Genomic DNA, 25,513 nt, shown 5'->3' with positions numbered 1-25,513 from the left:
AAGCCTTGTGAATTTGGTTACAGATAATGAAAGTTCATATAGTACAAAATAGTTTTCGGTATGTATTACCCTTATGTTGGGTATTACACCCACTTGTTGTCCTACTTTATTTCCTCCAACTCGGTACATCCGTTAAATCAGGTTACGAAGAACTGACTCGGGTTCCCCAGTTCAGGATGAAATTTCTCACGAAAGCGGCCTCCCGTGTATTCTCCAATGATTTTTCGCCAGAATGCCTGAGCAATGACATTGTTCCGCACCTGGGTTACTTTCCACCTTCCAGGAAAACGTTCAAACAGCTCATAAGCGGCCCGGGTACCCACTCCACTACGCCGGTATTTCTGCATTACAAAAAACTCGGTCAAGTAGTAGTCATTATCTTTGCTGCCAGGTTCACAACGCTCTACTAATGCAAACCCTGCTGGTGCCTCATCACTTGTAATCAAAAAAGGAAACTTGCGGTCTTCCTCTGACCAAAAAGCGTCCAATCCGGGATACTCCGGGAAAATACCGTTACTATCCACATCAATATTCAAATATTTAGTAAAATCATACAGATAAAATTGCATTAAGTGCCGAATCACCTGACTGCGTTCCCGGGGAACCAGCTCTATTTTTATATTCATCCGGTTCACCTCCTCTGCTCTACTTATAACTCATACTTTAAAGCTTTACACCGCCAAGGGCAAGGAAGCATGAATTGGATTATTCCGGTTCCGTGATCAGGCTGTGACGATCTAAATATGGTAAACTAGGATATAGCATATTTTAGAAATTATTTTAACATGGGGGTGCCGAACTTGACCAATGTGCAAAAAGAGATCGACCGACGCAAGCTGGATGACAAACTGCCTTCCATGCCGTGGTTCGTTCAGCAATTCATTGACTATAAATTACCCGACTTATCTCCTTCTACGCTGCTTGAATATTTAAGGGATTACGAAGCTTTCTTTGGCTGGTTGCGTGCGGAAGGATTATCCGAGGCAAGCTCCAATAAGGAAGTTACATTGACTGAGCTGGAAGTCCTTCGAATGGAATCAGTAACATCTTATCGATTATTTCTGGCCACCAAGCGTGAAGGAGCCAACTCCAGAATCACGGTATCCCGCAAGCTTTCTTCCCTTCGTTCGCTCTTTCATTATTTGAGTCAGATTGCAGAAGATGAAGATTTCTACCCCCTGCTGAAACGAAACATTATGGCGAAGATTGAGATCAAACGCACCCATAAACCCAAAGATACAGCAGCCAAACTAAAGGGTAAACTTCTGGAGGAAGAAGAGTTACTGGAATTTATCGGATACATCCTTGAAGGATATGCCGTAGATATGGAAAAGAACAAACAGGCAATTTACTCACATGAGCTAAACAAAGAACGAGATGCCTGTATCGCCAGTCTCATTCTGAATTCGGGTTTGCGTGTATCTGAAGTGGTGAACCTGAACGTGGATGATCTGGATCTCAACAATAAGCTGCTGTATGTATATCGCAAAGGTAATAATGATGAGACGTTTAAGACGCCCGTGTATTTTAGAGAACAAGCCAAGGATGAACTCGCAACTTATATCAATCTGCGCCAATCACGTTACCGTACACCCAAACGGGAAAAAGGGCTGTTTATCGCTCTTCGCAATGGAGATTCAGAAGGAAGTCGGATGACCAAACGGGCCATACAGGCTATGATCATGAAGTACGCCAAACAATTCGGCAAGCCGTATCTGACTGTTCATAAATTGCGCCATTCTTTTGCCACAGACTATTATTTGCAAAATGATATCTATAAAACGAAGGAACAGCTTGGACACGCTTCTACGGAAACAACCGAAATTTACGCGCACCTCACGGATAAAACGATGTCTGAAGCCATTGAACGTCGCACAGATGATGGGATGTAGCCTATTTATGCTGCTCAGCATGCCGATTCATTAGATCCATTACATGGTAACTTAAAAAAAGCGATTCTTTCAGGAAAATGTCCTGCAAGGATCGCTTTTTCCATTTTAATTCATTCACAAAATTAATGAAAACATACTCTTTTCCTTACATTTCATGCCATTCAGTTTACATAATAATTATTTCGTCATAATCTTCTTTTCTCTTCATGACATTCAAGCGAAACCAGCCATCTTGCTATATCCTCTGCCTCATGAACAGAATGCCAAACGAGATCCCCACTTTTCTCCACACATTCCCTCTTGTCATCCGTCAGCCATGAAACAATCCCGACTGCATCCTGTAACGTCTCCATTAGAGAGAGATCTTTCTCTTCACGGACCATGACCAATTTGGGGTAAGGAGCTTGTTTGTATCCCTCAATTAGAATCCAGTCATACCTTGACAGATAGTTTATCATGTCTTCCAACGACGTTGCTTGTCTTTCAATGAGTGCGGTACGTTTCTCTGACAAAACAACGACTGCATCAGCCCCTGCCTGAGCAAAGCTGTAGGAATCGGTTCCTTCGTGATCCATCTCAAAATGATCATGTCCATCATGTTTAATTACAGCCACTTTTCGTCCAGCAAAGGTAAGGGACCTGGTAAGCGCAGCAATTAAAGTGCTTTTGCCTGTGTTTTTATATCCAACAATCTGCATGATATGTGGTGAAGTGATGCTTGTTTCAGCCATGTATGACCTACCTGACATGACCCGTAGGAAGTCTGAGAATTCGAACCTGTTCACCAGCAGGAATGCCTTTTTTCTCGGGCGGAACAACGATCAGGCAATCGCTGTCTTTAATGGTAATCATGACACTGGATTCATCCACACGCGCGGCAGAAGGTTTAGCATACACCATTCCGTTACGTATCTCAGTCCGTCCGCGTACAAATCGCGTAAAATTGTTCACCTTGGTATAGTCATCATCCAAAATGGCTGTCCATTCTTCCAAATATGGATGAGCATCGGCCTGAATCATACGGATCGTTGGCCGAACAAATAACTCAAAGCCAACAAAACAAGCTCCCGGATTGCCCGAAAGCGCAAAGAGCAGCTTGTCATTAATCACAGCAGCCGTCGTAACACTGCCGGGACGCATGGTCACTTTATTAAACAGCATCTCCATATTCCCTTCCCGAACCAAATCCCCCATAATATCATAATCTCCAACCGATACCCCACCTGTTGTGACCACCATATCATTATGTTCAAGCGCTTCTGCAAGCTTCGTACGTGCAGTATCTACGTCATCAGCAATCGAACCATACATAACCGGCTCGCCCCCCGCTTCAACGACCAGAGAACGAAGCATATAGCTGTTACTGTTCCGAATACGCCCGGGTTGCAGCGGCTCGTCCACTTCCAATAATTCTGAACCTGTTGCAAAAATGGCTACCTTGGGGCGTTTGTATACAGGCACTTGACCTACGCCGAATGTCGCCAGCACGGATTGTTCACCTGCCTGAATAATCGTTCCTGCTTCAAGCAGCAATTGCCCCTCATATACCTCCAATCCAATCGGCGTAATGTTGGCTTCCGGCTGAATATGGCGCTTCAGGCCAATCCATTGTTCCCCATGCTCTTCTTTACTTTCAGTCATCTCCATCATAACAACAGCATCTGCACCTTCCGGTACCTGAGCTCCTGTCATGATCCGAGCAGCTGTACCCGATGTAATCGTAAGATCCGATATATACCCGCATGGAATTTCATCAATGATACGGAACCAAATCTGCTGCTCGCTGGATGCTTCAATCGTATCCGAACTTAGAATCGCAAATCCATCCATTCCGGAACGACGAAAGAATGGGTAAGGATGGGGAGCATGAATTGTCTCAGCAAGCGTTCGACCATGTGCTTGCTCAAGTGTTACCTTTTCTATTGAACCCGAACTGACATGAGCAGCAACTTTCGCCTGCGCATCCGGTACTTGTATAGCTTTACGGATAAATTTCGAAGTCGTCATATCCGTTGAATGTGAATTTATTTTCAATGGCGATAGAACCTCCCTGGGTCATTTGTTCATCTTAAAAAGTGTAGCCCGAAAGCCAGGTCATGACAAGTACTCTCCAACAACCCATTCACATGAAAGACGAATGGACAGACCATAATATGTAAGAGAAAAGGAGCTGACGTATGTGAACCAACGATGCGAATTATGTGGAAGGGAGCCTGTCGAGACAACCGTCCATCACCTGACACCAAAAGAAATGGGCGGAACGCACATGCCTACTGCCGATCTTTGTATCTCTTGCCACAAACAAATTCATTCCCTATATACCAATCGTGATATTATGACCTTAGGTTTAACTGGAATACAGGCACTAAGGCAAGATGAGCGCATCGCTCCTTATATCCGCTGGATTCGCAAACAACCTGCCACAACCATTCCTCGTGTTCGAAAGTCTCATCATGTCCGCAAATCGTAAAACAAAAAGAACAGCGTCCAAGGTCATGTTCAGTGGCATAGCTCGCTCCACCTTACCTTTTCACTGTTCTTCTGCGAATGATTTAATATTGCGGGTCCCTTTCATGAGAAGTGCTACCTACGCCTCATGATTCGGCCACCGCCAACCCTCGTTTTGGGCTTTTTATAAGAGCTCTTCGGTGAATCAAACAATCCTCCAAGGCCGCCACTGCTCTTATTACGATCAATTGTGCCTTTGCTTTGTTCCTTATTTCGGCTGAATAATCCTCCACCGGACCCTACGCTCGAATCCTTATCGCTGCCACGCCGGGTAATTGACCCTTTTCGGTCAACGGTAATCGGTGGAGCCACCTTTTTATCGCTGCTCGTCGGTGTCCGATAGGAGCCTTCTCTTGGCTTGTACGTGTCCTTGTTCGTATAACCCCGATACGTACCGGACCCTCTACCCCCGAACGAATCAAACAAATTACCGATTAATGTTGCGGTTAAGTAGCCTTGCAAAAAGGACGAATCATAATTCTGCCGAACATATTCCTTGGAATCCACCTCAACCAAGGTGTCTTCCACTTTATTCGGGTCTTGCTGCAAATGATAATACTGGTCCTGATACACCAGGAACATCCGCTCTGTATTTTCCGCCGAGATCTGATCCGGCTTCCGCTGTTCAGATAATTCCTGAGCGACCTCTGGAACGGTACGTTCGGCAGCTCGGTACACATAGGATGTCGTGTTACCACTGCCGCTGACCGATTCAAGCGGATATGTGTCCTGAACGGAAGGTGCTCCGCACGCGGACAGCAGCGACATCACAAGGCTGAGGACCAGCATTAATTTTAATCCATGTGCCAAGCGCTTTTTCATTGGAACCTCTCCTAGCTCGAACGAATCACTTTGATATCCGCAGGAAGAATGGACTCACCCTCATACAGTGTAAATCTTCTGTCTTGCCACTCCACACGCAAAAGCATGTTATCATCAGACTGATATTGCCATACTAATTGTTCCCCCGCCTGACCATAGGGTGTCCTGCCTGCAGTGGTTACCATTCCTCCGTATTCTTCCTCCAGATGATACGCACGTCCATCCAGATCCAGCAATGTAGGCACCTCATCCGGTGCATCGAGACGTCCATCAATGGGTGTATAGAGGGCATACCGGGTCATTTCCCGTTCTTCAATATGCAAATGTCGGATTGCCGTACCATCCTGCAACGTGAGGACAGCCGCATTCCGTGCTCGATGATGTACCCGCCCAACAACTTCATAGGTGACCAGCGAAACCTCACAGATATCACCAGGTGCCAGCTGAAGCATAGTTTTCTCTGCCTTAGGCGGTTCAGGTTTGGCTATTATCCCTTTAATCCGTTTCCACACACTCATGCCCATTACTCCTGTTCTTTATCTTATAAACAAGCTGCAATAATTAATGCGCCCACGATATGTAGGGCACCCGAGAACAAACCGTAACCTGTCTTGCCCTGCTGTATTCCCGTATCCAGATCCAGGTTGGCCCATCTCCGAATCATAAAGTGAACCACACTCTCCAGAATCAGCAAAATGACAAAGGAAACAACGGATACAAGCAACGCTTCTCCAAGATGACCCGCTGTCGAAATGGAGGTGGCGAGTACGTATCCCTGAGCAAACAGCTTCATAACCATACGTGTCGTAACGGCCATATTGCCGGCCTTCACTTCGGCAAAATCCTTATACTTCGTGAACAAAGAATCCACATACATCAAGACAAACAGCAAAACCGAACCCGATAACGTCCAGACCAGCATTGCCAAAATGTTCAAATCCATTTACATAGCCCCCACATTTCAACATGAACCGCAATTAAAAGCGAAGGAGAAACGCTGGTCTCTCCTCCGCTGGTGCCCCTGCTTGCTTACAAGGTTTAGTTCTTATTTTCGTATTGCTTCATCAATGCTGCCAGTTCATCCTCAACAGCCTGATCCTTACCCAGCTTCTCGAACTCATCGTCCAGCGATTTACCTTTGGACGACATCTCATTGCTGGCTTCAGCCTGAGCTTCCATCTGCATCATTTTTTCTTCCATACGCTTCATGCCGGCACTTGCAGTATCGGAGCTAAATCCGTTCAGCGCCTTGTTGATTTCGGTTTGAGCTTTTGCCGCGTTGTAGCGTGCAACCAATGTTTCGCGTTTATTTTTCATTTGAGTCAATTGTTTGCGCATTTCGTCCAGCTTGCCACGAAGGTTATCGGCAGAAGCCTTGTTTTGATCATAGCTTGTTTTGTATTCGGCCATCTTCTCTTCAGCGACTTTTTTCTCTTCCAGTGCCCGACGGGCCAAATCCATATTCTGTGCACGTGCTGCTGTATGTGCTTGTTCCTCACGTTTCTTCACGAGAGCTTCTTGTTCTTCGAACAGCTGCTTGAATTTCTTCTCAATGGCAATCTGTGCAGCAACAGCTTTCTCCGCATCTTCAAGATCTTCCTGCATATCCCGGATATATTGATCCGTCATCTTGATCGGATCTTCTGCCTTGTCAATAATAGAGTTAATGTTAGACATGGTTAAATCGCGTAATCGTTTGAAAATGGACATTATGGTATTCCTCCTAGTCGATAGTTCATCCTTGTATATAATCATACATACGTGGCAATGTTCTACTCGTTTCAATTTTAACAAAAAAAATCATAAAAAACGATTTTAGCCTATTTTGCTTACATCGAACTATTGAATTAGTCGACCCGTTTGGCACAGCTCCTCATCAAGCAGCTTCTCTGCAGTCTGCACAATCTCATCAATCTGCATCCGCGTAATGGCGTCAAAGTGAATCCCCATAATCACAGTGACGGTTACCTTTAAATGCAGGGCAGCCTTACGTGCCAGTCTTTCACACAGTTCTTGTTCTTTATGTCCTGGAATATGCACCGTAGCTCCACTCACCCGTTCACGATCTGGATAAAAAGTCGCTACTGCTCCAATGTGTGATCTGCCTCCTGTTACTATAAAAACCTTATCTTCTCCTGCTTCGATCACCTGTAACCGAACGGAATTTAAGTCGTATGTATTCATCCTGCTCCACCTGTCCTTTTCTATATATATGGTGGAATTATGGCTTTGATTTTCTGAATCAGCAATGAAACATCTCACAACATGCATAAATACGGATGGCCCCGGGCATACCAAAGAGAGCGCAATTTGGGAAAAGGAGGCACTAACATGCGTATACGCCTCATCATGTTATCCATCATGGTCATTCTTCTGGGAGGAAGTTACGCTCCTGCTCAGTTATGGGCTTCTTCAAGCCCGCAAACCGAACCTGCTTCGAAGTCTAATTCTTCCGAAGAGGAGCAGCTGACGCTGGGACAGCTCAGACAGAAATATGCGGATACATTCAAAACGAATGGCCCTTCGACAAAAAAGGTCGCGCTGACTTTCGATGACGTACCTGATCCACGGTTCACCCCGAAGGTGTTGGATATTCTAAAGAAATACAAGGTGCGGGCTACGTTTTTCATTGTGGGACATCGCGCCGAGAAACATCCGGATTTAGTGAAACGCATGGTGAAGGAAGGGCATATTGTTGGCAATCACAGCTACAATCACCCGGAGTTCAGTAAGCTGACCATGAATGCATTTCGCAAACAAATCTTACATACCGGGGATATTATTCGGGATCTGGTGGGGTACACACCCAAAATGATACGTCCACCTTATGGCGACATTAACGAACAGCAGCTGCAATGGGCAGCCAAACAGCATTACAGCATTGTGAACTGGAATGTCGATTCCCTGGACTGGAAGGGCCTCTCCAAAGAGGAAGTCAAAAAAAACATCCTGTCCGCCGTCAAACCGGGTTCCATTGTTCTTCAGCATGCAGGAGGCGGTGTCGGATCGAAGCTGAGTGGTTCCATCGAGGCGTTGCCTGAAGTTATCGAGGAATTGCGTAACCGCGGGTACGAGCTGGTGACTTTGGACGAAATGCTGGAACTGCCAAAGGGCAAATAGGTCAAAGAATCCAGAAGTCGGATATTCAAAAGGGTGCCCTTCAATCACATTCTCGTGATTAAGGGACACCCTTTACTGTTTAATTTAGATTTAGTTGGAATCACATATGATGATGTGCAGCTACGCTTTGATTTTTATTTCAAAATGTAAAGTTCAACATCCTGAATACCAAATGTGCTCACGGATTGTTTGCTGCCAGGAATAAAGATATCGATCTTATGGCCTTTAATGGCGCTGCCCACATCACGAGCGGTAGCAACAAATGCCTGTTTGGGCAGTCCTGGGTGTGTATGACCTGTCACCAGTACCTTAGTTCCCAATGGAATAATGCTTGGGTCTACTGCAATAGTGCCCAATTCGAGCGGGTTACCGAAGTAGTCCACAGCACCCCATCCTCCATTTTCGGAAGCATCCGAGGAGTATGCTGTTGCTTTTACGTCGACCGCTTTGCTGTAATCAAACGTTTTTCCCCAGGCTTGTACAACTTTACTATCCGCGTTAACGTCAAGACTTGCAGTAGTGATTGTTTTAGCTGCTGCAGCCGAAGCTGTGTTCACTGTTTTACCAGGAATCGTAATTTTCAAACCACCATAAATGTTGTAAGCTGAAATGTCATTGTTCGCTTTGATCAGAGCGTTAAGTCCAACTCCATATTGTTTGGATAAGGTGTAGAAGGTATCCCCTTCTTTGGCCACATGAACTGAATCAGCATGAGCCGGAACGGCCTGAATGAGCATTGCTGCTGTCAGCAAAGCTGTTGCTGTTTTGGCTATACGTTTCTTGTTAATCATGGTCTTCCTCCCTCATTATGCCTGCGAAGTTAGTTGTCGGATTCGGATGGAGGAAACCACCCTATAGGTTCAATTACATTCAAATATATGTAGCCCTAATTCACCCCAAGCCGTGTGCAAATGATTCTTCCCCAAGCACACTCTGCATCGTTACATCCCCCGCACTCCCAACTCCGGAAGTTTCGGCAGGAACAAATATATCACAATTTTGTAACCAAGAGTCGTAGTAAATGTTACCATCTGTCTAATTCACTTCAACATCATGGCTGAATCTAAGCGGTTTTTTTCAAAAAAATGTCTATTTGAGCTTATATCGCTGATGACAGAAACGTTACTTTTTATGTTAATCCGTGCGTTTCCTTACATAACAAAACAATCCCTGCCGACGGGTCGTCGACAGGGATGTATGAGGGGATGAAATTCTCATCCAAAGTATAGATTTTGCAATTTCATCCTGATCTTCATCCTGAATAACTTGGATGTATTAGAGCACTTTAGCAAGGAAGTCACGTGTACGTGCATGCTTGGGCTCACCGAACACTTCAGCAGGCGTTCCTTCTTCTACAATTACCCCGCCATCCATAAACAGGATGCGGTCACCCACTTCGCGTGCGAAGCCCATCTCATGCGTCACAATAACCATGGTCATGCCGCCCTCTGCAAGCCGCTTCATAACATCCAGGACTTCACCCACCATTTCAGGGTCCAGTGCAGACGTTGGCTCGTCAAAGAGCATGACATGCGGCTGCATCGCGAGCGCTCTTGCAATAGCTATCCGTTGTTTCTGTCCACCGGACAGCTGATTTGGATAGGCGTCTTTTTTGTCAGAGAGGCCCACCGTCTTGAGCAAATCTGCACAGATTTGTTCCGCTTCATGTGCAGGCTGTTTCTTCACTTTAATGGGAGCAATCGTAATGTTCTGCTGCACCGTTTTGTGCGGAAACAGATTGAAATGCTGGAATACCATCCCCATTTTTTCACGAGTTGCATTAATGTTGTGTTTCGGGTCAGTGATCGAAACTCCCTCAAAGTTAATCTCACCGGAAGTAGGTTTCTCCAGTAAGTTCAGACAACGCAAAAAGGTACTTTTCCCCGATCCGGACGGACCGATGACCACGACAACCTCGCCTTTGCCAATCGTTACGTTAATGCCTTTAAGCACTTCGTTCTTATCATAGGATTTATATAATTGTCTAACGTCTATCACTTGCACCCAACTTCCTTTCCAGTCGACCCAGCAGTTTGGACAAAATGAACGTCAGCACAAAGTAGATGGCTGCCGCAATCAGGAATGGATTCATCCCTTGATACGTAATATTTTTGACCACACTTGCCTGGTACATAATGTCCACCATACCGATAACCGAGATAATGGAGGATTCCTTGATAATGGTCACGAACTCATTACCGATCGCCGGCAACACCGCTTTGAACGCTTGTGGGAGCACGATGAAGCGCATGGCCGCACCTCTGCCCATTCCTAGGGAACGAGCTGCTTCCAGTTGGCCGCGATCCACACCCTGTATACCAGCACGGAAAATCTCCGCAAGATAGGCACCACTATTAATGGATAGTGTGATAATCCCCGCCTGAAGCGGCGAAAATGTAATACCGAACGTCAAGGCAAGCCCGTAATAGATAATCATCAATTGAACCAGCATTGGTGTACCACGAATAACTTCAACGTAAGCTGTTCCAATCCAACGCAGAATTGAGACGTCATGCAGACGTAACAGACAGATGATCAAACCGATAATTACCCCGAATATTACACCGAGTGCAGACAGTAATAGGGTGTAACCCACACCTGTTGCATAAAAGCTTTTGTATTGCCAGAACACTTGAAAAATGTTTTGATCTTTTTTCACCTTGTCTGCCATCAACTGGCTTGCTTCAGTGACCATCTGATCGATTTTATTTTCGCTTTTCAGACGTTCGAGCGTTCCGTTCACTGCATTCAGCAATTCCGTATTGCCCTTACGAATCCCGATTGCCGCTTCGGCCTGCTCTTCATCCGGAATAGCCGGAGCTAGTCCAATCACATCATCCAGGTAACCGGCAGCTACCGTATCCTCAACGATTGCAGCATTTACACGATTGGTCTGCAATTGCAGTACGATATCAGATATTTTATCAAGTGCTGTCAGTTTTGCGCCGGGGATTCCCTGGCCAATCGTTTCCTGAATGGAGCCCTTTTGGACACCAATTTTTTCATTTTCCAGATCAGCCATGGTTGGATATTTATCTTTATCCGCATTGCGAATCATGATGACTTGCTTGGATTTATAATAGGTATCGGAGAAGTCAATGCTTTGTCTACGCTCATCCGTTGGCGTCATTCCAGAGATGACCATATCCACACGACCACTCTGTAACGCAGGAAGAAGTCCGTCAAAACCCATATCCTCTATTACAAGCTCTGCGCCTAGATCCGCAGCAATTTCTTTAGCAATCGAAATATCAAATCCGACGATTTGGTCTTTACCATCAATCACTTTATGGAATTCATATGGTGCAAAATCGGCACTTGTACCGAGCACCAGCTTTTTACTGCCTGAATTGCCTGTAGTTCCCGTTGCCGACGCAACAGGTGCAACCGTAGTTAACAAGACCACAAGAGCTAGCAGCATCATGGTGTAACGACTAATCAATTTCAACCCTGTTCTCCCCTTATAATACTTTGTATGCTTTCTGTTGTTGATGCCTGAGTCATTATAAAGTAGAATGCATGATTATGCAATGCATTTCGACATTACAAATCCTGACTAGTTTCTGAAAAATAACCGCAACTATGATATAATTATTGAATTATTTTCATTTTTGCTTAAGGAGTCCAGCATGACACATACCAAAACACAAATTTTCACTGTAATTGATCAATATGCTTCCCGTTTTAAAGAGATTTCATCATACATTGGTGCGAATCCCGAACTTGGGAATGAAGAATACCTCGCCTCTGCCCGGTTAAAAGAAGAGCTTGCATACCATGGTTTTTCCGTAGAAGCTCCTGTCCTGGGCTTGGACACCGCATTCATCGGTACGTATGCTGCATCCAAGCCAGGTCCGACCATTGCCCTGTTATGTGAATACGACGCACTACCGGAAATCGGTCATGCTTGTGGGCACCATCTGATCTGCATGATGAGCCTCGGAGCTGCGGTAGGTCTGAAGTCCATACTGGATGAAGTGGGCGGAACATTGAAAGTGTTCGGTACACCAGCGGAAGAAACACGTGGGGCCAAAGTGCCTATGGCTGAAGCGGGTTTATTCGATGACTGTGATATCGCACTGATGGCGCATCCTTATTACGCGTATGAGAAATCTGGCAGCTCCCTGGCTATTGATGCCGTACAATTTGAATTCCATGGGAAATCTTCGCATGCTGCTGCAAGTCCACATGAAGGCATCAATGCCCTGGATGCGGTTATCCAGACGTTTAATGGCATTAATGCGTTCCGTCAACAAGTGAAAAGTACGGTTCGTATCCACGGGGTTATCAACAGCGGAGGACAGGCAGCCAACATCATTCCTGACTACGCTTCTGCTCAATTCTATGTACGTGCCTCAACGAGAAAAGAGTTGAATATTCTCACTCAACGTGTAATTCAGATTGCGGAAGGTTCTGCTCTGCAAACCGGATGCCGGCTTGTGACATCCAATTACGAGACATCCTATGATGAGATGGTCACGAATGAATCGTTATCTGCTGCATTCAGTGCTAATCTGCTTGAACTCGGCATTTCTCAAGAAGAGATCGTCAGTGGCAACGACCATGGTTCCATGGATATCGGTAACGTATCCTTGCGTTGTCCTGCAATCCATCCGTATATCCGTGTTGTGGACGAAGTTCATACGCTTCATTCCATTGAATTCCGTGATCTGGCGCTTCAGGAACGGGCCCTGGATGGTATGATCCTTGGAGCCAAGGCAATTGCTGCAACTGCTTATGATGTTCTTACACAGCCTGAGCTGCTGCAAACCATTCAAACAGAGTTTAAGCAAGCGAGTCGCTAAGTTTTTCGTGAACTGTTGTATATTAACCTAGGGTGTTCCCCATGACCTGCATTTCAGGTCTTAAGGGGCACCTTTTTTTGTTTTGAAAAGTACGTATATACGGACACAAGGTGGAGATGCTGTGAAAAGAAAACATTGAAAAATGTTGAAATTCTTACATTTAGCGACCGCACTTATGGTTCATATGCTCTCTAACTTGGTTATTTATAGCTATAACTGTATCTTGAGTTCAGGAGGTGTTGTCATGCTGCTCGAAGCGATGTATCACGTTCCCCGCGATAAATGGGCCTATGCTTATAATCCCTCGACGATTCACCTGCGTGTACGAACGAAGAGAAACGATGTGCAATATGTGACTGCACTGACTGGTGATAAATATGATTGGAATGGAACCTATAAAGAAATTCAACTGGAGAAAGCGGCTTCCGACAGTATGTTTGATTACTGGGAAACTGCAGTTAAGCCCAAATTCAAGCGCCTGACATACATCTTCCGCATTACCGCTGGTACCGAAAATATTTATCTGGCTGATAACGGAATTCATTATGCTCAGCCATATCCTACCGGAGGATATTATGAATTTTCCTATATTCATGAAATCGATGTGTTTAAGGTTCCCGAATGGGCCAAAGAAGCCGTGTTCTACCAAATCATGACCGAAAGGTTTGCCAATGGCAATCCCGACCTGAACCCTGAAGGAACCCAGGAATGGGGTGGCCGACCTGAACTGGATAACTACTTTGGCGGAGACCTGCAGGGGGTGCTCAATCACCTGGATGATCTGACTAAGCTCGGTGTTAATGCCATTTACTTTACCCCGCTGTTTCAAGCAAACTCCTACCATAAATACGATACCGTTGATTATAAAAAAGTAGATCCTCATTTCGGGGATAATGAGCTACTCAAAGAAGTGGCGGAACAATGTCATCGCCGTGGAATCCGGGTCATGCTTGACGCGGTTTTTAACCATTGCAGCGAAGACTTCCCTCCTTTTCAGGATGTACTGAAGAACGGCAAAAATTCCAAATATGCAGACTGGTTCCATATCAATGAATATCCGGTGCAGATCAAGGATGGTATCCCAACCTACGATACATTTGGATTTTATGGCAATATGCCCAAGTTCAACACTGCTAATCCCGAAGTAAAAGACTATTTGCTTGATGTGGCTGAATACTGGATCAAGGAGATTAAACTCGACGGTTGGCGACTCGATGTTGCGAATGAAGTGGATAACCATTTCTGGCGCGATTTCCGCAAAGTGGTCAAAACCGCCAATCCGGAAGCCTATATTGTAGGCGAAGTATGGAGTGATTCCCTCACCTGGCTCATGGGAGATCAATTTGATTCCGTAATGAACTACCCTTTTGCTGACAAGGTGCTTGAGTTCTTCTGTGGTTCGATGGATGGGTATAACTTCGCTAACGAGATGGGATCACTCATTATGCGTTACCCGCAACAGACGAATGAAGTCATCTTCAACATGCTGTGCAGTCATGACACCCCACGTCTGCTTACCCGAGCTGGAGAAGACAAACGCAGATTAAAATTGTCGGTTGTGTTTCTTTTCACTTATATTGGTACGCCCTGTATATTCTATGGGGATGAGGTGGGTATACGTGGAGAAGGTGATCCGGATTGTCGTAAATGCATGCAATGGGATCCTGCCAAGCAAGATCAGGAGCTTTATGACTTCTACCGTCTGATGATTGATTTGCGGAAAAGTAATGAGTCTCTGCGCAAAGGCCGCTTCCGTTTTCTGAAGGCCGATCACAACGATCCATGCATCATATATGAACGTATGGATGACACTCTCCACTTTACGGTGTGGATGAACAATACTCCGCAAGAACGTACCCTGTCACATCCAATGGAAACCATGGACTGGAAAGATGCCTTAACCGAAGATGCTGTTGTTCCCACCAATGGCATGATGAATATTAAACTTGATCCTTATGGATACCGCATTTTGTATAGACAATTGGAACCGAGCTAATACTTGCCAGAAAACTCCTGAAATATGGAACGACCCTTTAATGGATCATTAGATGCTTCAGGAGTTTTCTGACGAAGACTTTACTGAAGCTATAACTTCGTCGTTTTCAAATCCCCTTTCGCATCTATGGTGATTCTCCACCGCGTAGAATTCGGACCCTGCATGACCATTTCATTTACGAATTGATATAACGTTCCATTATTATCCTTAACTAGATCTACAACTATGTTTTTCCCGTTTGTGAAGGGACTTGCGCCAAAGAGATAACGTCCCGCCGCACTTGCCGCAACCATCAGCATGTTATCTGTTATGATATTGCCCTCCACCGTGTTATTAACCATGTCCAGATGCACTGCCCACCATGTTCCCTCATATTTTAAGCGATTTCCAGTAATGATATTGTTGGAGCCACGTAATTGAATACATGTACCTTTTCCTGCAACTGAATTATGAGAAAAGGTACAATCATTATGCAGACTGACCATCCGGTCAGGATTGGTCGTTTCAAAGCCAGGCTCAATGATGTTGCTTGATGCAATCACTCCATTAGCGATATCCATGGCAATGCCCGCTTGGGCAATATAATTGCCTTTTACGATAATATGACCATCCGCCACAATTCCCCAGTGTTTACCTCTAGGAATAATAATGTTGTCTGATATAACTCCGATGTCCATGCCTTCTGGACCCGTACTGGTTTTCGCTTCTATGGCAGCAGTAGCACTTGACCTGGAGATGGTGTCGATCAGGTTACCCTGGATTACAAACAGATGGTTGCTTAAGTCATTAGGATTATATTGGGAGGGAAGGAAAGATACTGAAATAACAGACGTGATTTTGATATCCTTAAAGACATTGGAGGTTACAAATGCGCCTTCAAAACCGATAAGCCCCACACCAAATGCTGTTCCAATCAGGCTATTGCCATGTATGTGCAGGTTTTTGGCTCCAGTCTCTCCTCCCTCATTGTTACAGGTAATCCCACCACCGACTGTAGGCATATTATTTACCTGTTGTCCGCCTGAAAAAGAAGCAAAATCTGAATCACTGGATAATACAGGAGTGTGCAGAAAGTTGTCGGTGATCGAAACATGCCATGTTCCCTTGACCAGGATGCCATCCCCCAGATAGCGGTAACAGTCATTCTCACGAATCACCACAAAAACCAAATGACTCCGAACTGCAATCGGCTCTTCTCCCAAGTGATGAAGCTTATTGTTTCTTATGACGACATTTCGGGCGGGATTGTCTTGACTGCTGGAACCATTCACTCCAATGCCATCGGTAAATTTACTAATATCATTATGCTGCAATAGTACATTGCTCGAATTCTCGATGTTAAGCCCTGTCTTGTTTTTACTCCAACCTGCTTGAGTCGTGCGAACCAAGGTTAAACCACTAATTTCTACATGATTGCTTCCTTCAATTCGGAGTCCTTGATCCGAGACCTCCAATATTGCACCTGGCAGTGCCTTGATGATGACGGATCTGCCGCTAAACGTATAAAACCAGCCCGTCTTAACAACTTTATAGTGCCCTGATGTAAATAATAAAACGTCACCTTCCTGTGCCGAGTCAAAAAAAGCTTTGATCTGAGCTGTCTGATCGCTTCCATCTCCGGGAGCAAAATTCCTTACATCAATATGGCTACCTGTCAGCGTGGATTGTACAGAGGCGATATTACCCATGATCTGGCCAAACATTTCATTCATTTTGACGGAATCATACCCGTCGGCACTGCTTAAAGCCTGCAAATTAGGATTGTAAGTAGAGGTAAAATTAATGTAGTTGTTCATTTTAAATTCGCCTCCTCCTTATGATCGTACAAAAAAGCCACAGTACGAATATACTGCGGCTGATTTGTGCAAATCTATTTCACAGATTCAAGCATTATGCGGCGATAAATATCCATATACTCTTCTGCTGAGACGTTCCAGCTATAATCTCCGCTCATTGCATTTTTCACGATTTTTTTCCAGTGCTCGGGCTGACGGTAAAATTCTTCAGCACGGCGAATGGTGTTCATCATATCATGTGCGTTAAAGCTGGTGAAGGAGAATCCATTCCCCTCTCCGCTGAATTCATTGTATGCCTGCACCGTATCGTTCAGACCCCCTGTTTCCCGGACAAGCGGTACACTGCCATAACGGAGTGCAAGCAGCTGGCTAATGCCACATGGCTCGAACCTCGATGGCATCAGGAACAGATCACTGCCTGCATAAAAACGGCGGGATAACCCATCATTAAACGTAATCTGAGCAGACATTTTTAGCGGATAACGATTAGCTGCCTCACGGAACCAGTGCTCATAAGCCGGATCCCCAGTACCCAATACTGCGAACTGAATGTCGTCATAATACAATAATTCATCCAATACACGACACACCAGATCCAACCCTTTGGAATCCACAAGCCTTGTAACCATCACCATTAGTGGAGCATCCGGACGTACAGGCAATCCTAATTCCTTTTGCAGCTCGATCTTGTTCTCGATTTTCTTGGACAGGCTGGTTCTGTATTTAACCGCAATTTTATGATCCGTTGCGGGGTTGTAACTCTTGGTATCAATACCGTTCACAATCCCACTGAAACGATCGCCCAATGAGCTGAGCAACCCATCCAGACCATAGCCATAATAGGAAGTTTGCACTTCCTTGGCGTAGGTAGGGCTGACAGTTGTTACATGATCCGCAAAAACGATTCCTGCTTTGAGAAAATTGACATTGCCATAATATTCTGCCCCATCCACCGTGAAATACCGATCATCCAGCTCAAGCAGATCACTGAATAAATCATGTGGAAACACACCTTGATATAACAGGTTATGTATCGTAAAAACGGTTTTCATGTCACTGTAGAAGGAATCATGCGCATAATGAGCCTCCAGTAATAAAGGAATCATGCCTGCATGCCAATCGTGACTGTGCAGCACATCCGGCTTGAATTCAATTTGCGGCAGCACCTCGAGAACAGCACGATTGAAGAAGGCAAAACGCTCCCCGTCATCCATATACCCATACACGCCATCTCGTCCAAAATAGTATTCATTGTCTACAAAGTAGACAGGAATTCCGTCATGAACCAGCATCTCGATTCCACAATAAGGTCTGCGCCAACCCAGAGGAACATCTGTTGTGATGACAGGCTCCATCGCTTCTTTATACTCACCCGCAATGCCCTTGTATTTGGGTAAAATAACACGAACATCTGCCCCACTTTTCTTTAATGCCTGTGGTAATGCGCCGATGACGTCAGCAAGGCCTCCTGTTTTGATAAATGGATGTACTTCAGCAGCAGCAAATAGAATATTCATGCCTTCGTCCTCCTTTTGGGTTTAACTGTAGTGCTATCTTTTGTTTTACTGGTTTTAGTGGTACTGGCTTTTTCTCTGACGGATTGAACTTCAAGGGGCAATGCATCCGTTTTCCGACGTGTGTTCTTTTTTAAAATAACTACGCTTAGCGGTGGCAAAACAACTTCCAGACTATGTGGTTGCCCATGAAAAGGAATCTTTTCAGTAGTAAGCTGCATATCATTGATAATGCCTGATCCGCCGTAATCGGAATGATCACTGTTCAGAACTTCGGTATACATACCGGGACGCATGACACCAATCCGGTAACGCTCCCGCTTGACTGGCTGAAAGTTAATGAGCACAAGGAGTGTATCCGCAGGTTTTTTTCCTTTGCGCACATATGAAATGACACTTTGGTCCTGATCATCCGGAGTGATCCATTCATAACCGTCAAAGGAATGATCAAGCTCCCACAAAGCTTTTTCGCCCAAGTATAGCTCGGACAGATCCCGTTCAAACTTGTGGAGTTTACGGTGACTGTCGTAGTTCAGCAAAAACCAGTCCAGTTGATCCTCGTCTTTCCATTCGATAAACTGGCCGAATTCTCCACCCATAAACAGCAGTTTTTTGCCTGGGAAGGTCATAAAGTACCCCATAAAGGCACGCATGCCGGCAAACTTCTGCTCGTATGTTCCTGGCATCTTGTCTAGGAGCGACTTTTTGCCATGAACGACCTCGTCATGCGACAGAGGAAGCACGTAATTTTCTGCAAAGGAGTATACGACCGGGAATGTCAGCAAATGATGTTTGGAAGGACGCTCGTGAAAATCCGATTCCATGTAGTCAAGGGTATCGTTCATCCAACCCATGTTCCATTTGTAGTTAAACCCTAACCCACCCTGATCTACTGGCGAAGTAACCATCGGCCATGCACTGGATTCTTCTGCCATCATCAGTGCATAGGGAAAGTACTTGAAGACCGTTTCATTCAACTGCTGCAAAAAAGCAACAGCTTCCTTGTTCTCCAGGCCACCTTCGTTATTCGTTCGGTATTGTCCTGGCCGCTTTTCGAAATCCAACTTAAGCATGCTGGTTACGGCGTCAACCCGCAGTCCGTCGAAATGGTACATCTCCATCCAGTACAACGCATTAGAGATCAAGAACGAACGAATCTCTGGTTTAGAGTAGTCAAAGCTGAGGGTGCCCCAGCCTGGTCTCTCTGCTAACAGTGGGTCTGCATATTCATACAAAGGCGTTCCATCAAACAAACGCAAGCCATGAGCATCCTTGGCAAAATGTGCAGGGACCCAATCGAGCAATACGCCTATTCCTGCCTGATGTAGCGTATCAATCAGATACATCAGATCTTTAGGTTGCCCATAACGGCTGGTTGGCGCATAAAATCCTGTATTTTGATACCCCCACGAAAGATCGTAAGGATGTTCACTCAGGGGCATCATCTCAACATGGGTATATTTCATCTCCAATAAATAAGGAACAAGCAAGTCTGCAAGTTCACGATAACTGTACAGAGTTCCGTCTTCTTTCCGTTTCCAGGTTCCAGCATGCATTTCATAAATATGTAGAGGTTTGTTATACACGCCTCGTTGTTTGCGTCTCCACGCGCCATCATTCCATTTGTAACCTTCAATGGAGCTGGTGACGGATGCCGTACGCGGACGTACTTCCGCCTGGAAAGCATAAGGGTCAGCTTTCAGCAATTCGGTACCATCTTCCGTTAATATACGGAATTTGTATAAAGTTCCTTCACTGATTTCCGGAATAAAACGACTCCAAAATCCAGAATCGGGTATCTTATATAAAGGTTCCTGTTCACCTTTCCATCCATTACGATCTAAAGCCAGTCCTACTTCTGTGGCATTCGGAGCCCACACAGTAAAACGGTACCCCTGACGATGATCTTCGATCGCAGGCTGTGCGCCCATTATTCGATAACTGTGATGAAGGTTTCCTTCATGAAACAAATAAATGTGCTCCGGCGAAATTTCCGGGTTTGTTAACGGTTGAATGGCCAAGAGATCACCTTCTTCTCCAGAAAATAGATATAACATTAACCATTACCCCATTCTAGCCAAGTTGAAAAGAAAAATGCGGTGTGTAAAAAAATGTTGTAATTTTTCAGGATTTTTACAGTATACATCGTTTCAATAGCTCCGCATTGCGTTTATGTATGTACTACACTGGACAAATATCTTGGGAGGGAAACGATTATGTTTAATAAAGATTGCATCGCTATGCTGTTGGCGGGAGGAGAAGGGAAGCGATTAGCCCCTTTAACCTCAAGTATCGCAAAACCCGCTGTACCGTTTGGCGGGCACTACCGGATTATCGATTTTCCTCTCAGCAACTGCGTAAACTCAGGAATCGACACCGTAGGTGTTCTGACGCAGTATCAAGCTGATTCATTACATGATCACATTGGTGGAGGAGAACCTTGGGGACATGGTACTTCAAGTGAGGCAGGAATTTCCTTACTTCCATCTTATCATACAGGAAATGACGAATACTTGGGAACCGCGGATGCTATTTATAAAAATATGGACTATATTGACCAACAAAACCCCGAAAATGTTCTAATTTTGTCGGGCGACCATATTTATCATATGAATTATCGTGAAATGCTGGAAGCTCATACAGCCAATGAAGCGGTAGCGACCATTTCCGTTATGGAGGTTCCTTGGGAGGAAGCCCATCGCTTCGGCATTATGGCCGCGGATGAGAATCTGAGAGTGACTGAGTTTGCCGAGAAACCGGCCGAACCAAAAAGCAATCTGGCTTCCATGGGCATTTACATGTTCAAATGGGAATACCTGAAGCGCCACTTAATCGAAGATGCCGCAAATCCGGAATCCAGCCATGACTTCGGTAAAGATGTGATTCCTCAAATGTTGAATGAAAATACCCCTCTCTTCGTATATAACTTCAATGGTTATTGGAAAGACGTGGGTACCGTGAAGAGTTTATGGGATGCGCACATGGATCTGCTTCATAACGATGAAGACTGGAGCCTGCAAAAAGAAGATTGGCCGATGTTTACTCGTGACTGGAGAACTAAACCGAGTGCATTCAAAGCACGTCATACACGCGCTGAGCTCCTGCACTCCATGATCCATGAATCCTGCGCTATTGATGGCCGTGCGGAACGTTCTGTTATTTTCTGCGGAGCCGAGGTTGGTAAAGGTTCTGAGGTTAAAGATAGCGTGATTATGCCAAATGCACGGGTAGGTCGCGGTGTTCACATCGAACGCGCCATCATTGGTGAAGGTGCCATCATCAAAGACGGCGCCATTGTCAAAGGCACGGCGGATGAAATCGTGGTTGTTGGACCGAATGAGATTGTTTCCGCCAAACCGGCTGTGCGCACGCAACCTGTGCGTATACTGAAAGATGTTTATGAAAAAAGCGGGCGTTTGCGCGCTGGTGAACTTTCTTCATAAAGCATAAAGAAAAGGCGAGCCATATGGCTCGCCTTTTTGGTACGGTAAATCCCAACATTATTTCAAGCAATAATACGCAGCCTTAATGTTGCCAACAAAAGATTATGTTTCTTCCTTATCGGACTCTGTCTGCTGGGCCTGTGTCTCCTGAACTTCTTCAGAGTCATTGTTATGCTTATGAGCTTCACTCACCACAGCCTCTTCTTCAGGTAATGCTGGTAAAGAAACGGTAACTGTAGTTCCCGACCCAAGCTCACTCTGAATCGTGATTGTGCCGTCATGCAGTTCCACAAGTTCCTGCGTAATGGCAAGCCCCAGCCCAGTCCCCCCGTTTTGGTGATTTACCTGGAAGAACCGGTCACGTACCTTGATTAAATGTTCTTCACTGATACCAATACCCGTATCCTGAACAGCAGCTATGATCTGACCCTTCTCTTCTTTGACAGAAAGGAAAATCCACGAATTCTCATGAGAAAATTTAATCGCGTTGTCAACCAGATTAAGAAAGACCTGTTTCAGCCTATTGCCATCCCCAAATACGTTAAACGCACGCGTCTCATCTGTGTCCAGCTTGAGATGTACTTGCTTTTGCTCCGCTTTGGCCCAGACGTTCAACATCGTTTCCTGAACAATTTCTCGAATGCTGACCGAGCCTTTTACAAGCTTCATCTGATTTTGCTGCAATTTGGAGAAATCGAGCATTTCTTCAACAAGACCGATCAATCGCTCGGTTTCTTTGGATATAATACTCATTCCAATTCTCGTTTCATCGGGATCATACCCGCCTGAATCCAGGGTTTCGCTCCACCCTTTGATACTGGTCAGAGGTGTCCGCAATTCATGCGAAATAGATGAAATAAAATCGTCTTTAATCTGGTTACTGCGTACAATCTCATGTGCCATGAAATTCAATGTAGATGCAAGTTCACCAAGCTCGTGCTTGTAATTCCCTTTAACTCTGACATCCAGACGTCCCCGGGCCATTTGAGCCGAAACGGCTGTAATGTTATTGAGGGGTCGCACAATTGAATTCGCCATTCCGATACTGATAATTAAAACAATGACTAGTACAGCCACGCCTACAGCAACGGCAAGCAGTCCCATAACCAGAAGCTTGGAATTAACCATATCCAGCGAGGTGAGATACCTCACAATATACGTATTTTCGCCACCCAAATCTAGCTTGTGGGATACAGCCATGACTTGCTCACCCGTAAGGGGTTGTCTACCCACCCAACGGCCTATGCTTCCGTTCATGGCCTGTGATATATCACTCGTTTGAAGAACGGCATGCTCGGACTCAAAAGCAGTTGAACTAGCTAAGACTCGGCCATCCATATCAAGGATTTGCAGCTCGGTACTACCCAATTGTAAATTGGCGAGCAAATACGATAAATTATTAGCCTCGTCCGTACGAGATAACGTCTCTTTAAAATCATTCGTCGAAGTAATCTGCTGATTAATCGTATTATAAATACTCTCGTAATAATACCTTTGCACTGCAATCAAAAATACGAATTCGACCAACAGCAGAGCCAGAAAAACTACAATAAAGTAATGTAGTACGATCTGCCGTGTGATGCCTTTTTTGATCATTGATCCCGGCCCTTCCATTTGTACCCGTGTCCCCATACAGTCTGCAGGTACTCAGGTTCGGAAGGATTGTTTTCAATTTTCTGACGCAAGCGGCGAATGTTTACGTCCACGATTTTGGGATCACCCATATACTCTTTGCCCCACACATGATCCAGCAGCACATCACGACTGAGTGGTGTGTTTTCTTTTTCTAGGAAAAATTGAATCAAGGAAAATTCAGTTGGTGTTAACTCAATTAATTCATTTTGTTTCTTGAATTGCTTGGAGATCAGATCGAGCGAGAACGGCCCTGATTGGAACGTTACCTTTGCAGCTGTCTCCCGGTGAACATTGACCCGGCGAAGCAAAGATTGTATACGTGCAATAAGCTCGGTTGGACTAAACGGCTTACTTACGTGATCATCTGCCCCAACGGATAGCGCATATACCTTGTCCTGCTCTTGCACTTTGGCTGTCAGGAAAATAATTCCTAGACGTTCATTCGTTTCACGGATTCGTCGACACACTTCAAAACCGTCAATTCCAGGAACCATGACATCCAGCAAAGCCAAGTCAATATCTGGTACGGATTGTAAAATACGAAGCGCTTCATGTCCGTCCCCCGCTTCAAGCACTTCGAACCCGTTTCTCTTCAAATTGATAACAATAAAACTGCGGATGGATTCTTCATCCTCAAGAATAAGTACTTTACTCATTAAGTTCGTCCTTTCTGTTCAGATGCGACATATTGTCCAGTAATCCACCATCGTTATTCGCAGATTGTGCGCTACGATAGGCAATCACTCGATCATTTGATTTGGTAATTTCTTTCCACCCTTTACCCTTGTCTTGTTCCCACTGCGTAAGTGTGAAATATTTAATTTCACCCACCGTTTCATCCGTATCAATCATTTTGAAACGAATATATTTCCCCTTTTCTGATTTGGTATCTATCGTAACTTTTCCGTACCAATCCGTTTTCAGGTTAAGATGGAATGCATTCGCATCATCACGATACTGGAAGGATACGAAATCTTTACCATCCTTACCATTCCATTGATAGAAAGTATAGAACCACATCCGAGCATCAAATACGTAATGTTCCCAGCCTCTGGGTGTTTCCTTCAATCCAAATTCAATAATACCATCATTATTAAAATCACCGCTTAAAATTTTGTCATCTCTATAAGTTTGATCAGGGGAATTGAATGCATACACCAGTTTGTTGTCTTTTACATACACAATCTGTGTAAACGTACTTCGGTCGTCCAATTCAGCATCCAATAGAAAGCCCACTTTATCTTTGGCAATTTGACCACCAAGTGCATTATAAAATTCTTTTACTGTATAGTCTGTTTGTATTCGGTCTACTTCCTTGAAGCTGCCATCATCATATTGATATAGAGCAATGGAGGCAAATCCGCTAGTATTGAGCGAAACGATTGCAAAATCATTTTTTTTGTCCCCGTTCAGATCCAAAGGATTCCCTTGCAAATCATCAATAATTAATTCATTATAAGGTACACCGCCCATCACCTGTTCAAGGGCCCCTCCTTTATAGGAATAGGCCATTAAGGCTTTCTGCGCTTCAAGGCTCACTCCAAGAACAATATCAGGATTGCCATCGTTTGTGATGTCCAGCAGTTTAAACGATTGCAAGGTATTTCCTGGAACATCAAAAGTAAGTTTTTTCACCCAGGTATCACCCTGTTCTTCGAGAAGCATGCCGTGAATCCGCACATTTTCGCTCGGAGTTTCGTAGAAAACAATGGCTTCTCGGGTTCCATCCCCATCCAAATCTGCCACCCGTATCATGCTTGTGTTGTTCAAGTCTTTGGGCCGAATTAATTGGCTTTCAGGGGGTTGTTCTTTCTGTACAATAGTAAGAAGTCTCTCCTTGTCCATCGACATCATCGGTTGTTTCATTAAAAGCTTGGGATCACTCAGGACAGTGCATCCGCTAAGAACGGAGCCGAGTACAATTATAGCTGCTCCCCCCGCTAACAGGCGCCCCCACCGTGAATTAAGCAAATTCATCACTC

23 protein-coding genes and 1 riboswitch are annotated in these 25,513 nt (G+C 44.9%); of the genes, 6 read left to right on the top strand and 17 right to left on the bottom strand.

Annotation, left to right across the window (positions count from 1 at the left end; all coding sequences use genetic code 11):
* Window positions 1-137: 137 nt before the first annotated feature.
* Entirely contained in the window at window positions 138-626 is a 489-nt protein-coding gene (locus tag HW560_RS19275; protein WP_076289151.1) for a GNAT family N-acetyltransferase, read from the bottom strand.
* 174 nt (window positions 627-800) lie between these two features.
* Between HW560_RS19275 and xerS the strand changes: the two genes are divergently transcribed.
* Window positions 801-1,892 carry a tyrosine recombinase XerS gene (gene xerS / locus HW560_RS19270; protein WP_257031372.1) on the top strand — a complete coding sequence of 364 codons (1,092 nt, stop codon included), beginning with the start codon at window positions 801-803 and terminating at the stop codon, window positions 1,890-1,892.
* A gap of 185 nt (window positions 1,893-2,077) precedes the next feature.
* Here the strand turns inward: xerS and mobB are convergent, their stop codons facing one another.
* Window positions 2,078-2,623 carry a molybdopterin-guanine dinucleotide biosynthesis protein B gene (gene mobB / locus HW560_RS19265; RefSeq protein WP_177185740.1) on the bottom strand — a complete coding sequence of 182 codons (546 nt, stop codon included), beginning with the start codon at window positions 2,621-2,623 and terminating at the stop codon, window positions 2,078-2,080.
* A gap of 7 nt (window positions 2,624-2,630) precedes the next feature.
* Window positions 2,631-3,899: a molybdopterin molybdotransferase MoeA gene (glp, locus tag HW560_RS19260; RefSeq protein ID WP_179265851.1), complete on the bottom strand. Its 1,269-nt coding sequence runs from the start codon at window positions 3,897-3,899 to the stop codon at window positions 2,631-2,633.
* Window positions 3,900-4,071: 172 nt separating this feature from the next.
* Between glp and HW560_RS19255 the strand changes: the two genes are divergently transcribed.
* Window positions 4,072-4,362 (top strand): HNH endonuclease, encoded by a 291-nt coding sequence (locus HW560_RS19255; RefSeq protein WP_179264265.1) that lies wholly within the window; start codon window positions 4,072-4,074, stop codon window positions 4,360-4,362.
* A gap of 113 nt (window positions 4,363-4,475) precedes the next feature.
* On the opposite strand, the gene HW560_RS19250 is transcribed toward HW560_RS19255, so the two are convergent.
* The 5 genes from HW560_RS19250 to HW560_RS19230 all read right to left on the bottom strand — a co-directional run bounded on the left by HW560_RS19250 (window position 4,476) and on the right by HW560_RS19230 (window position 7,406).
* Window positions 4,476-5,222, bottom strand: coding sequence for a DUF4247 domain-containing protein (locus HW560_RS19250; protein ID WP_179264263.1), 747 nt, complete (start codon window positions 5,220-5,222; stop codon window positions 4,476-4,478).
* Window positions 5,223-5,233: 11 nt separating this feature from the next.
* Window positions 5,234-5,740: a DUF4178 domain-containing protein gene (locus HW560_RS19245; RefSeq protein WP_063562808.1), complete on the bottom strand. Its 507-nt coding sequence runs from the start codon at window positions 5,738-5,740 to the stop codon at window positions 5,234-5,236.
* 23 nt (window positions 5,741-5,763) lie between these two features.
* Window positions 5,764-6,165, bottom strand: a complete 402-nt coding sequence (locus HW560_RS19240) for a DUF350 domain-containing protein (protein WP_090899776.1) — start codon at window positions 6,163-6,165, stop codon at window positions 5,764-5,766.
* Window positions 6,166-6,260: 95 nt separating this feature from the next.
* Window positions 6,261-6,932: a PspA/IM30 family protein gene (locus HW560_RS19235; protein WP_090899779.1), complete on the bottom strand. Its 672-nt coding sequence runs from the start codon at window positions 6,930-6,932 to the stop codon at window positions 6,261-6,263.
* 129 nt (window positions 6,933-7,061) lie between these two features.
* Window positions 7,062-7,406, bottom strand: coding sequence for a prenylated flavin chaperone LpdD (locus HW560_RS19230; RefSeq protein ID WP_179264261.1), 345 nt, complete (start codon window positions 7,404-7,406; stop codon window positions 7,062-7,064).
* Between the two features lie 147 nt (window positions 7,407-7,553).
* On the opposite strand from HW560_RS19230, the gene HW560_RS19225 reads away from it, so the two are divergent.
* Window positions 7,554-8,342 (top strand): polysaccharide deacetylase family protein, encoded by a 789-nt coding sequence (locus HW560_RS19225; RefSeq protein ID WP_111619566.1) that lies wholly within the window; start codon window positions 7,554-7,556, stop codon window positions 8,340-8,342.
* Between the two features lie 134 nt (window positions 8,343-8,476).
* Here HW560_RS19225 and HW560_RS19220 read toward each other — a convergent pair whose 3' ends face one another.
* From HW560_RS19220 to HW560_RS19210, 3 genes are all read right to left on the bottom strand, one after another.
* Complete coding sequence (locus HW560_RS19220) at window positions 8,477-9,133, bottom strand: 3D domain-containing protein (RefSeq protein WP_179264258.1); 657 nt, start codon at window positions 9,131-9,133, stop codon at window positions 8,477-8,479.
* Between the two features lie 2 nt (window positions 9,134-9,135).
* Window positions 9,136-9,331: riboswitch (cyclic di-AMP (ydaO/yuaA leader) on the bottom strand.
* Window positions 9,332-9,617: 286 nt separating this feature from the next.
* A complete protein-coding gene (locus tag HW560_RS19215) occupies window positions 9,618-10,340 on the bottom strand; it encodes an amino acid ABC transporter ATP-binding protein (protein WP_090899791.1) in 723 nt (240 codons plus the stop codon).
* Window positions 10,327-11,790, bottom strand: a complete 1,464-nt coding sequence (locus HW560_RS19210; RefSeq protein ID WP_090899794.1) for an ABC transporter substrate-binding protein/permease — start codon at window positions 11,788-11,790, stop codon at window positions 10,327-10,329. Before HW560_RS19210 ends, HW560_RS19215 begins: the two co-directional genes overlap by 14 nt.
* A gap of 181 nt (window positions 11,791-11,971) precedes the next feature.
* On the opposite strand from HW560_RS19210, the gene HW560_RS19205 reads away from it, so the two are divergent.
* Both HW560_RS19205 and HW560_RS19200 read left to right on the top strand, forming a co-directional pair.
* On the top strand, window positions 11,972-13,147 hold the full coding sequence (locus HW560_RS19205; RefSeq protein ID WP_090899796.1) for a M20 family metallopeptidase: 1,176 nt from the start codon (window positions 11,972-11,974) through the stop codon (window positions 13,145-13,147).
* Between the two features lie 244 nt (window positions 13,148-13,391).
* The gene (locus tag HW560_RS19200) at window positions 13,392-15,143 is read left to right on the top strand and encodes an alpha-glycosidase (protein ID WP_179264256.1); all 1,752 of its coding nucleotides are present in this window, start codon (window positions 13,392-13,394) and stop codon (window positions 15,141-15,143) included.
* A gap of 89 nt (window positions 15,144-15,232) precedes the next feature.
* Here the strand turns inward: HW560_RS19200 and HW560_RS19195 are convergent, their stop codons facing one another.
* The 3 genes from HW560_RS19195 to glgB all read right to left on the bottom strand — a co-directional run bounded on the left by HW560_RS19195 (window position 15,233) and on the right by glgB (window position 20,510).
* The gene (locus HW560_RS19195) at window positions 15,233-16,939 is read right to left on the bottom strand and encodes a right-handed parallel beta-helix repeat-containing protein (protein ID WP_179264254.1); all 1,707 of its coding nucleotides are present in this window, start codon (window positions 16,937-16,939) and stop codon (window positions 15,233-15,235) included.
* A gap of 74 nt (window positions 16,940-17,013) precedes the next feature.
* Window positions 17,014-18,456 (bottom strand): glycogen synthase GlgA, encoded by a 1,443-nt coding sequence (gene glgA, locus HW560_RS19190; protein ID WP_090899805.1) that lies wholly within the window; start codon window positions 18,454-18,456, stop codon window positions 17,014-17,016.
* On the bottom strand, window positions 18,453-20,510 hold the full coding sequence (gene glgB / locus HW560_RS19185) for a 1,4-alpha-glucan branching protein GlgB (RefSeq protein WP_256222122.1): 2,058 nt from the start codon (window positions 20,508-20,510) through the stop codon (window positions 18,453-18,455). The genes glgA and glgB overlap by 4 nt, the downstream gene beginning before the upstream one ends.
* A 159-nt stretch (window positions 20,511-20,669) precedes the next feature.
* Here glgB and HW560_RS19180 point away from each other — a divergent pair, with 159 nt between their 5' ends.
* On the top strand, window positions 20,670-21,896 hold the full coding sequence (locus HW560_RS19180) for a glucose-1-phosphate adenylyltransferase (RefSeq protein WP_090899808.1): 1,227 nt from the start codon (window positions 20,670-20,672) through the stop codon (window positions 21,894-21,896).
* A gap of 102 nt (window positions 21,897-21,998) precedes the next feature.
* Here HW560_RS19180 and HW560_RS19175 read toward each other — a convergent pair whose 3' ends face one another.
* The 3 genes from HW560_RS19175 to HW560_RS19165 are packed head-to-tail and all read right to left on the bottom strand — an operon-like array spanning window position 21,999 to window position 25,502.
* The gene (locus tag HW560_RS19175; RefSeq protein WP_090899811.1) at window positions 21,999-23,492 is read right to left on the bottom strand and encodes a sensor histidine kinase; all 1,494 of its coding nucleotides are present in this window, start codon (window positions 23,490-23,492) and stop codon (window positions 21,999-22,001) included.
* Window positions 23,489-24,187 (bottom strand): response regulator transcription factor, encoded by a 699-nt coding sequence (locus HW560_RS19170; protein ID WP_063562821.1) that lies wholly within the window; start codon window positions 24,185-24,187, stop codon window positions 23,489-23,491. The genes HW560_RS19175 and HW560_RS19170 overlap by 4 nt, the downstream gene beginning before the upstream one ends.
* Complete coding sequence (locus HW560_RS19165; protein ID WP_143067035.1) at window positions 24,180-25,502, bottom strand: hypothetical protein; 1,323 nt, start codon at window positions 25,500-25,502, stop codon at window positions 24,180-24,182. Before HW560_RS19165 ends, HW560_RS19170 begins: the two co-directional genes overlap by 8 nt.
* Window positions 25,503-25,513 lie beyond the last annotated feature (11 nt).

The sequence above is a fragment of the Paenibacillus sp. E222 genome (genome assembly GCF_013401555.1).
Lineage (GTDB): Bacteria > Bacillota > Bacilli > Paenibacillales > Paenibacillaceae > Paenibacillus.
This window is presented reverse-complemented; position numbering and strand designations above follow the sequence as displayed.

Bases quoted from the DNA above. Each gene is read 5' to 3' on its own strand.
- HW560_RS19275 (WP_076289151.1), bottom strand. From the start codon at position 626: ATGAATATAAAAATAGAGCTGGTTCCCCGGGAACGCAGTCAGGTGATT.
- mobB (WP_177185740.1), bottom strand. From the start codon at position 2,623: ATGGCTGAAACAAGCATCACTTCACCACATATCATGCAGATTGTTGGA.
- glp (WP_179265851.1), bottom strand. From the start codon at position 3,899: ATGACGACTTCGAAATTTATCCGTAAAGCTATACAAGTACCGGATGCG.
- HW560_RS19250 (WP_179264263.1), bottom strand. From the start codon at position 5,222: ATGAAAAAGCGCTTGGCACATGGATTAAAATTAATGCTGGTCCTCAGC.
- HW560_RS19245 (WP_063562808.1), bottom strand. From the start codon at position 5,740: ATGAGTGTGTGGAAACGGATTAAAGGGATAATAGCCAAACCTGAACCG.
- HW560_RS19240 (WP_090899776.1), bottom strand. From the start codon at position 6,165: ATGGATTTGAACATTTTGGCAATGCTGGTCTGGACGTTATCGGGTTCG.
- HW560_RS19235 (WP_090899779.1), bottom strand. From the start codon at position 6,932: ATGTCCATTTTCAAACGATTACGCGATTTAACCATGTCTAACATTAAC.
- HW560_RS19230 (WP_179264261.1), bottom strand. From the start codon at position 7,406: ATGAATACATACGACTTAAATTCCGTTCGGTTACAGGTGATCGAAGCA.
- HW560_RS19225 (WP_111619566.1), top strand. From the start codon at position 7,554: ATGCGTATACGCCTCATCATGTTATCCATCATGGTCATTCTTCTGGGA.
- HW560_RS19220 (WP_179264258.1), bottom strand. From the start codon at position 9,133: ATGATTAACAAGAAACGTATAGCCAAAACAGCAACAGCTTTGCTGACA.
- HW560_RS19205 (WP_090899796.1), top strand. From the start codon at position 11,972: ATGACACATACCAAAACACAAATTTTCACTGTAATTGATCAATATGCT.
- HW560_RS19200 (WP_179264256.1), top strand. From the start codon at position 13,392: ATGCTGCTCGAAGCGATGTATCACGTTCCCCGCGATAAATGGGCCTAT.
- HW560_RS19195 (WP_179264254.1), bottom strand. From the start codon at position 16,939: ATGAACAACTACATTAATTTTACCTCTACTTACAATCCTAATTTGCAG.
- glgA (WP_090899805.1), bottom strand. From the start codon at position 18,456: ATGAATATTCTATTTGCTGCTGCTGAAGTACATCCATTTATCAAAACA.
- glgB (WP_256222122.1), bottom strand. From the start codon at position 20,510: ATGTTATATCTATTTTCTGGAGAAGAAGGTGATCTCTTGGCCATTCAA.
- HW560_RS19180 (WP_090899808.1), top strand. From the start codon at position 20,670: ATGTTTAATAAAGATTGCATCGCTATGCTGTTGGCGGGAGGAGAAGGG.
- HW560_RS19175 (WP_090899811.1), bottom strand. From the start codon at position 23,492: ATGATCAAAAAAGGCATCACACGGCAGATCGTACTACATTACTTTATT.
- HW560_RS19170 (WP_063562821.1), bottom strand. From the start codon at position 24,187: ATGAGTAAAGTACTTATTCTTGAGGATGAAGAATCCATCCGCAGTTTT.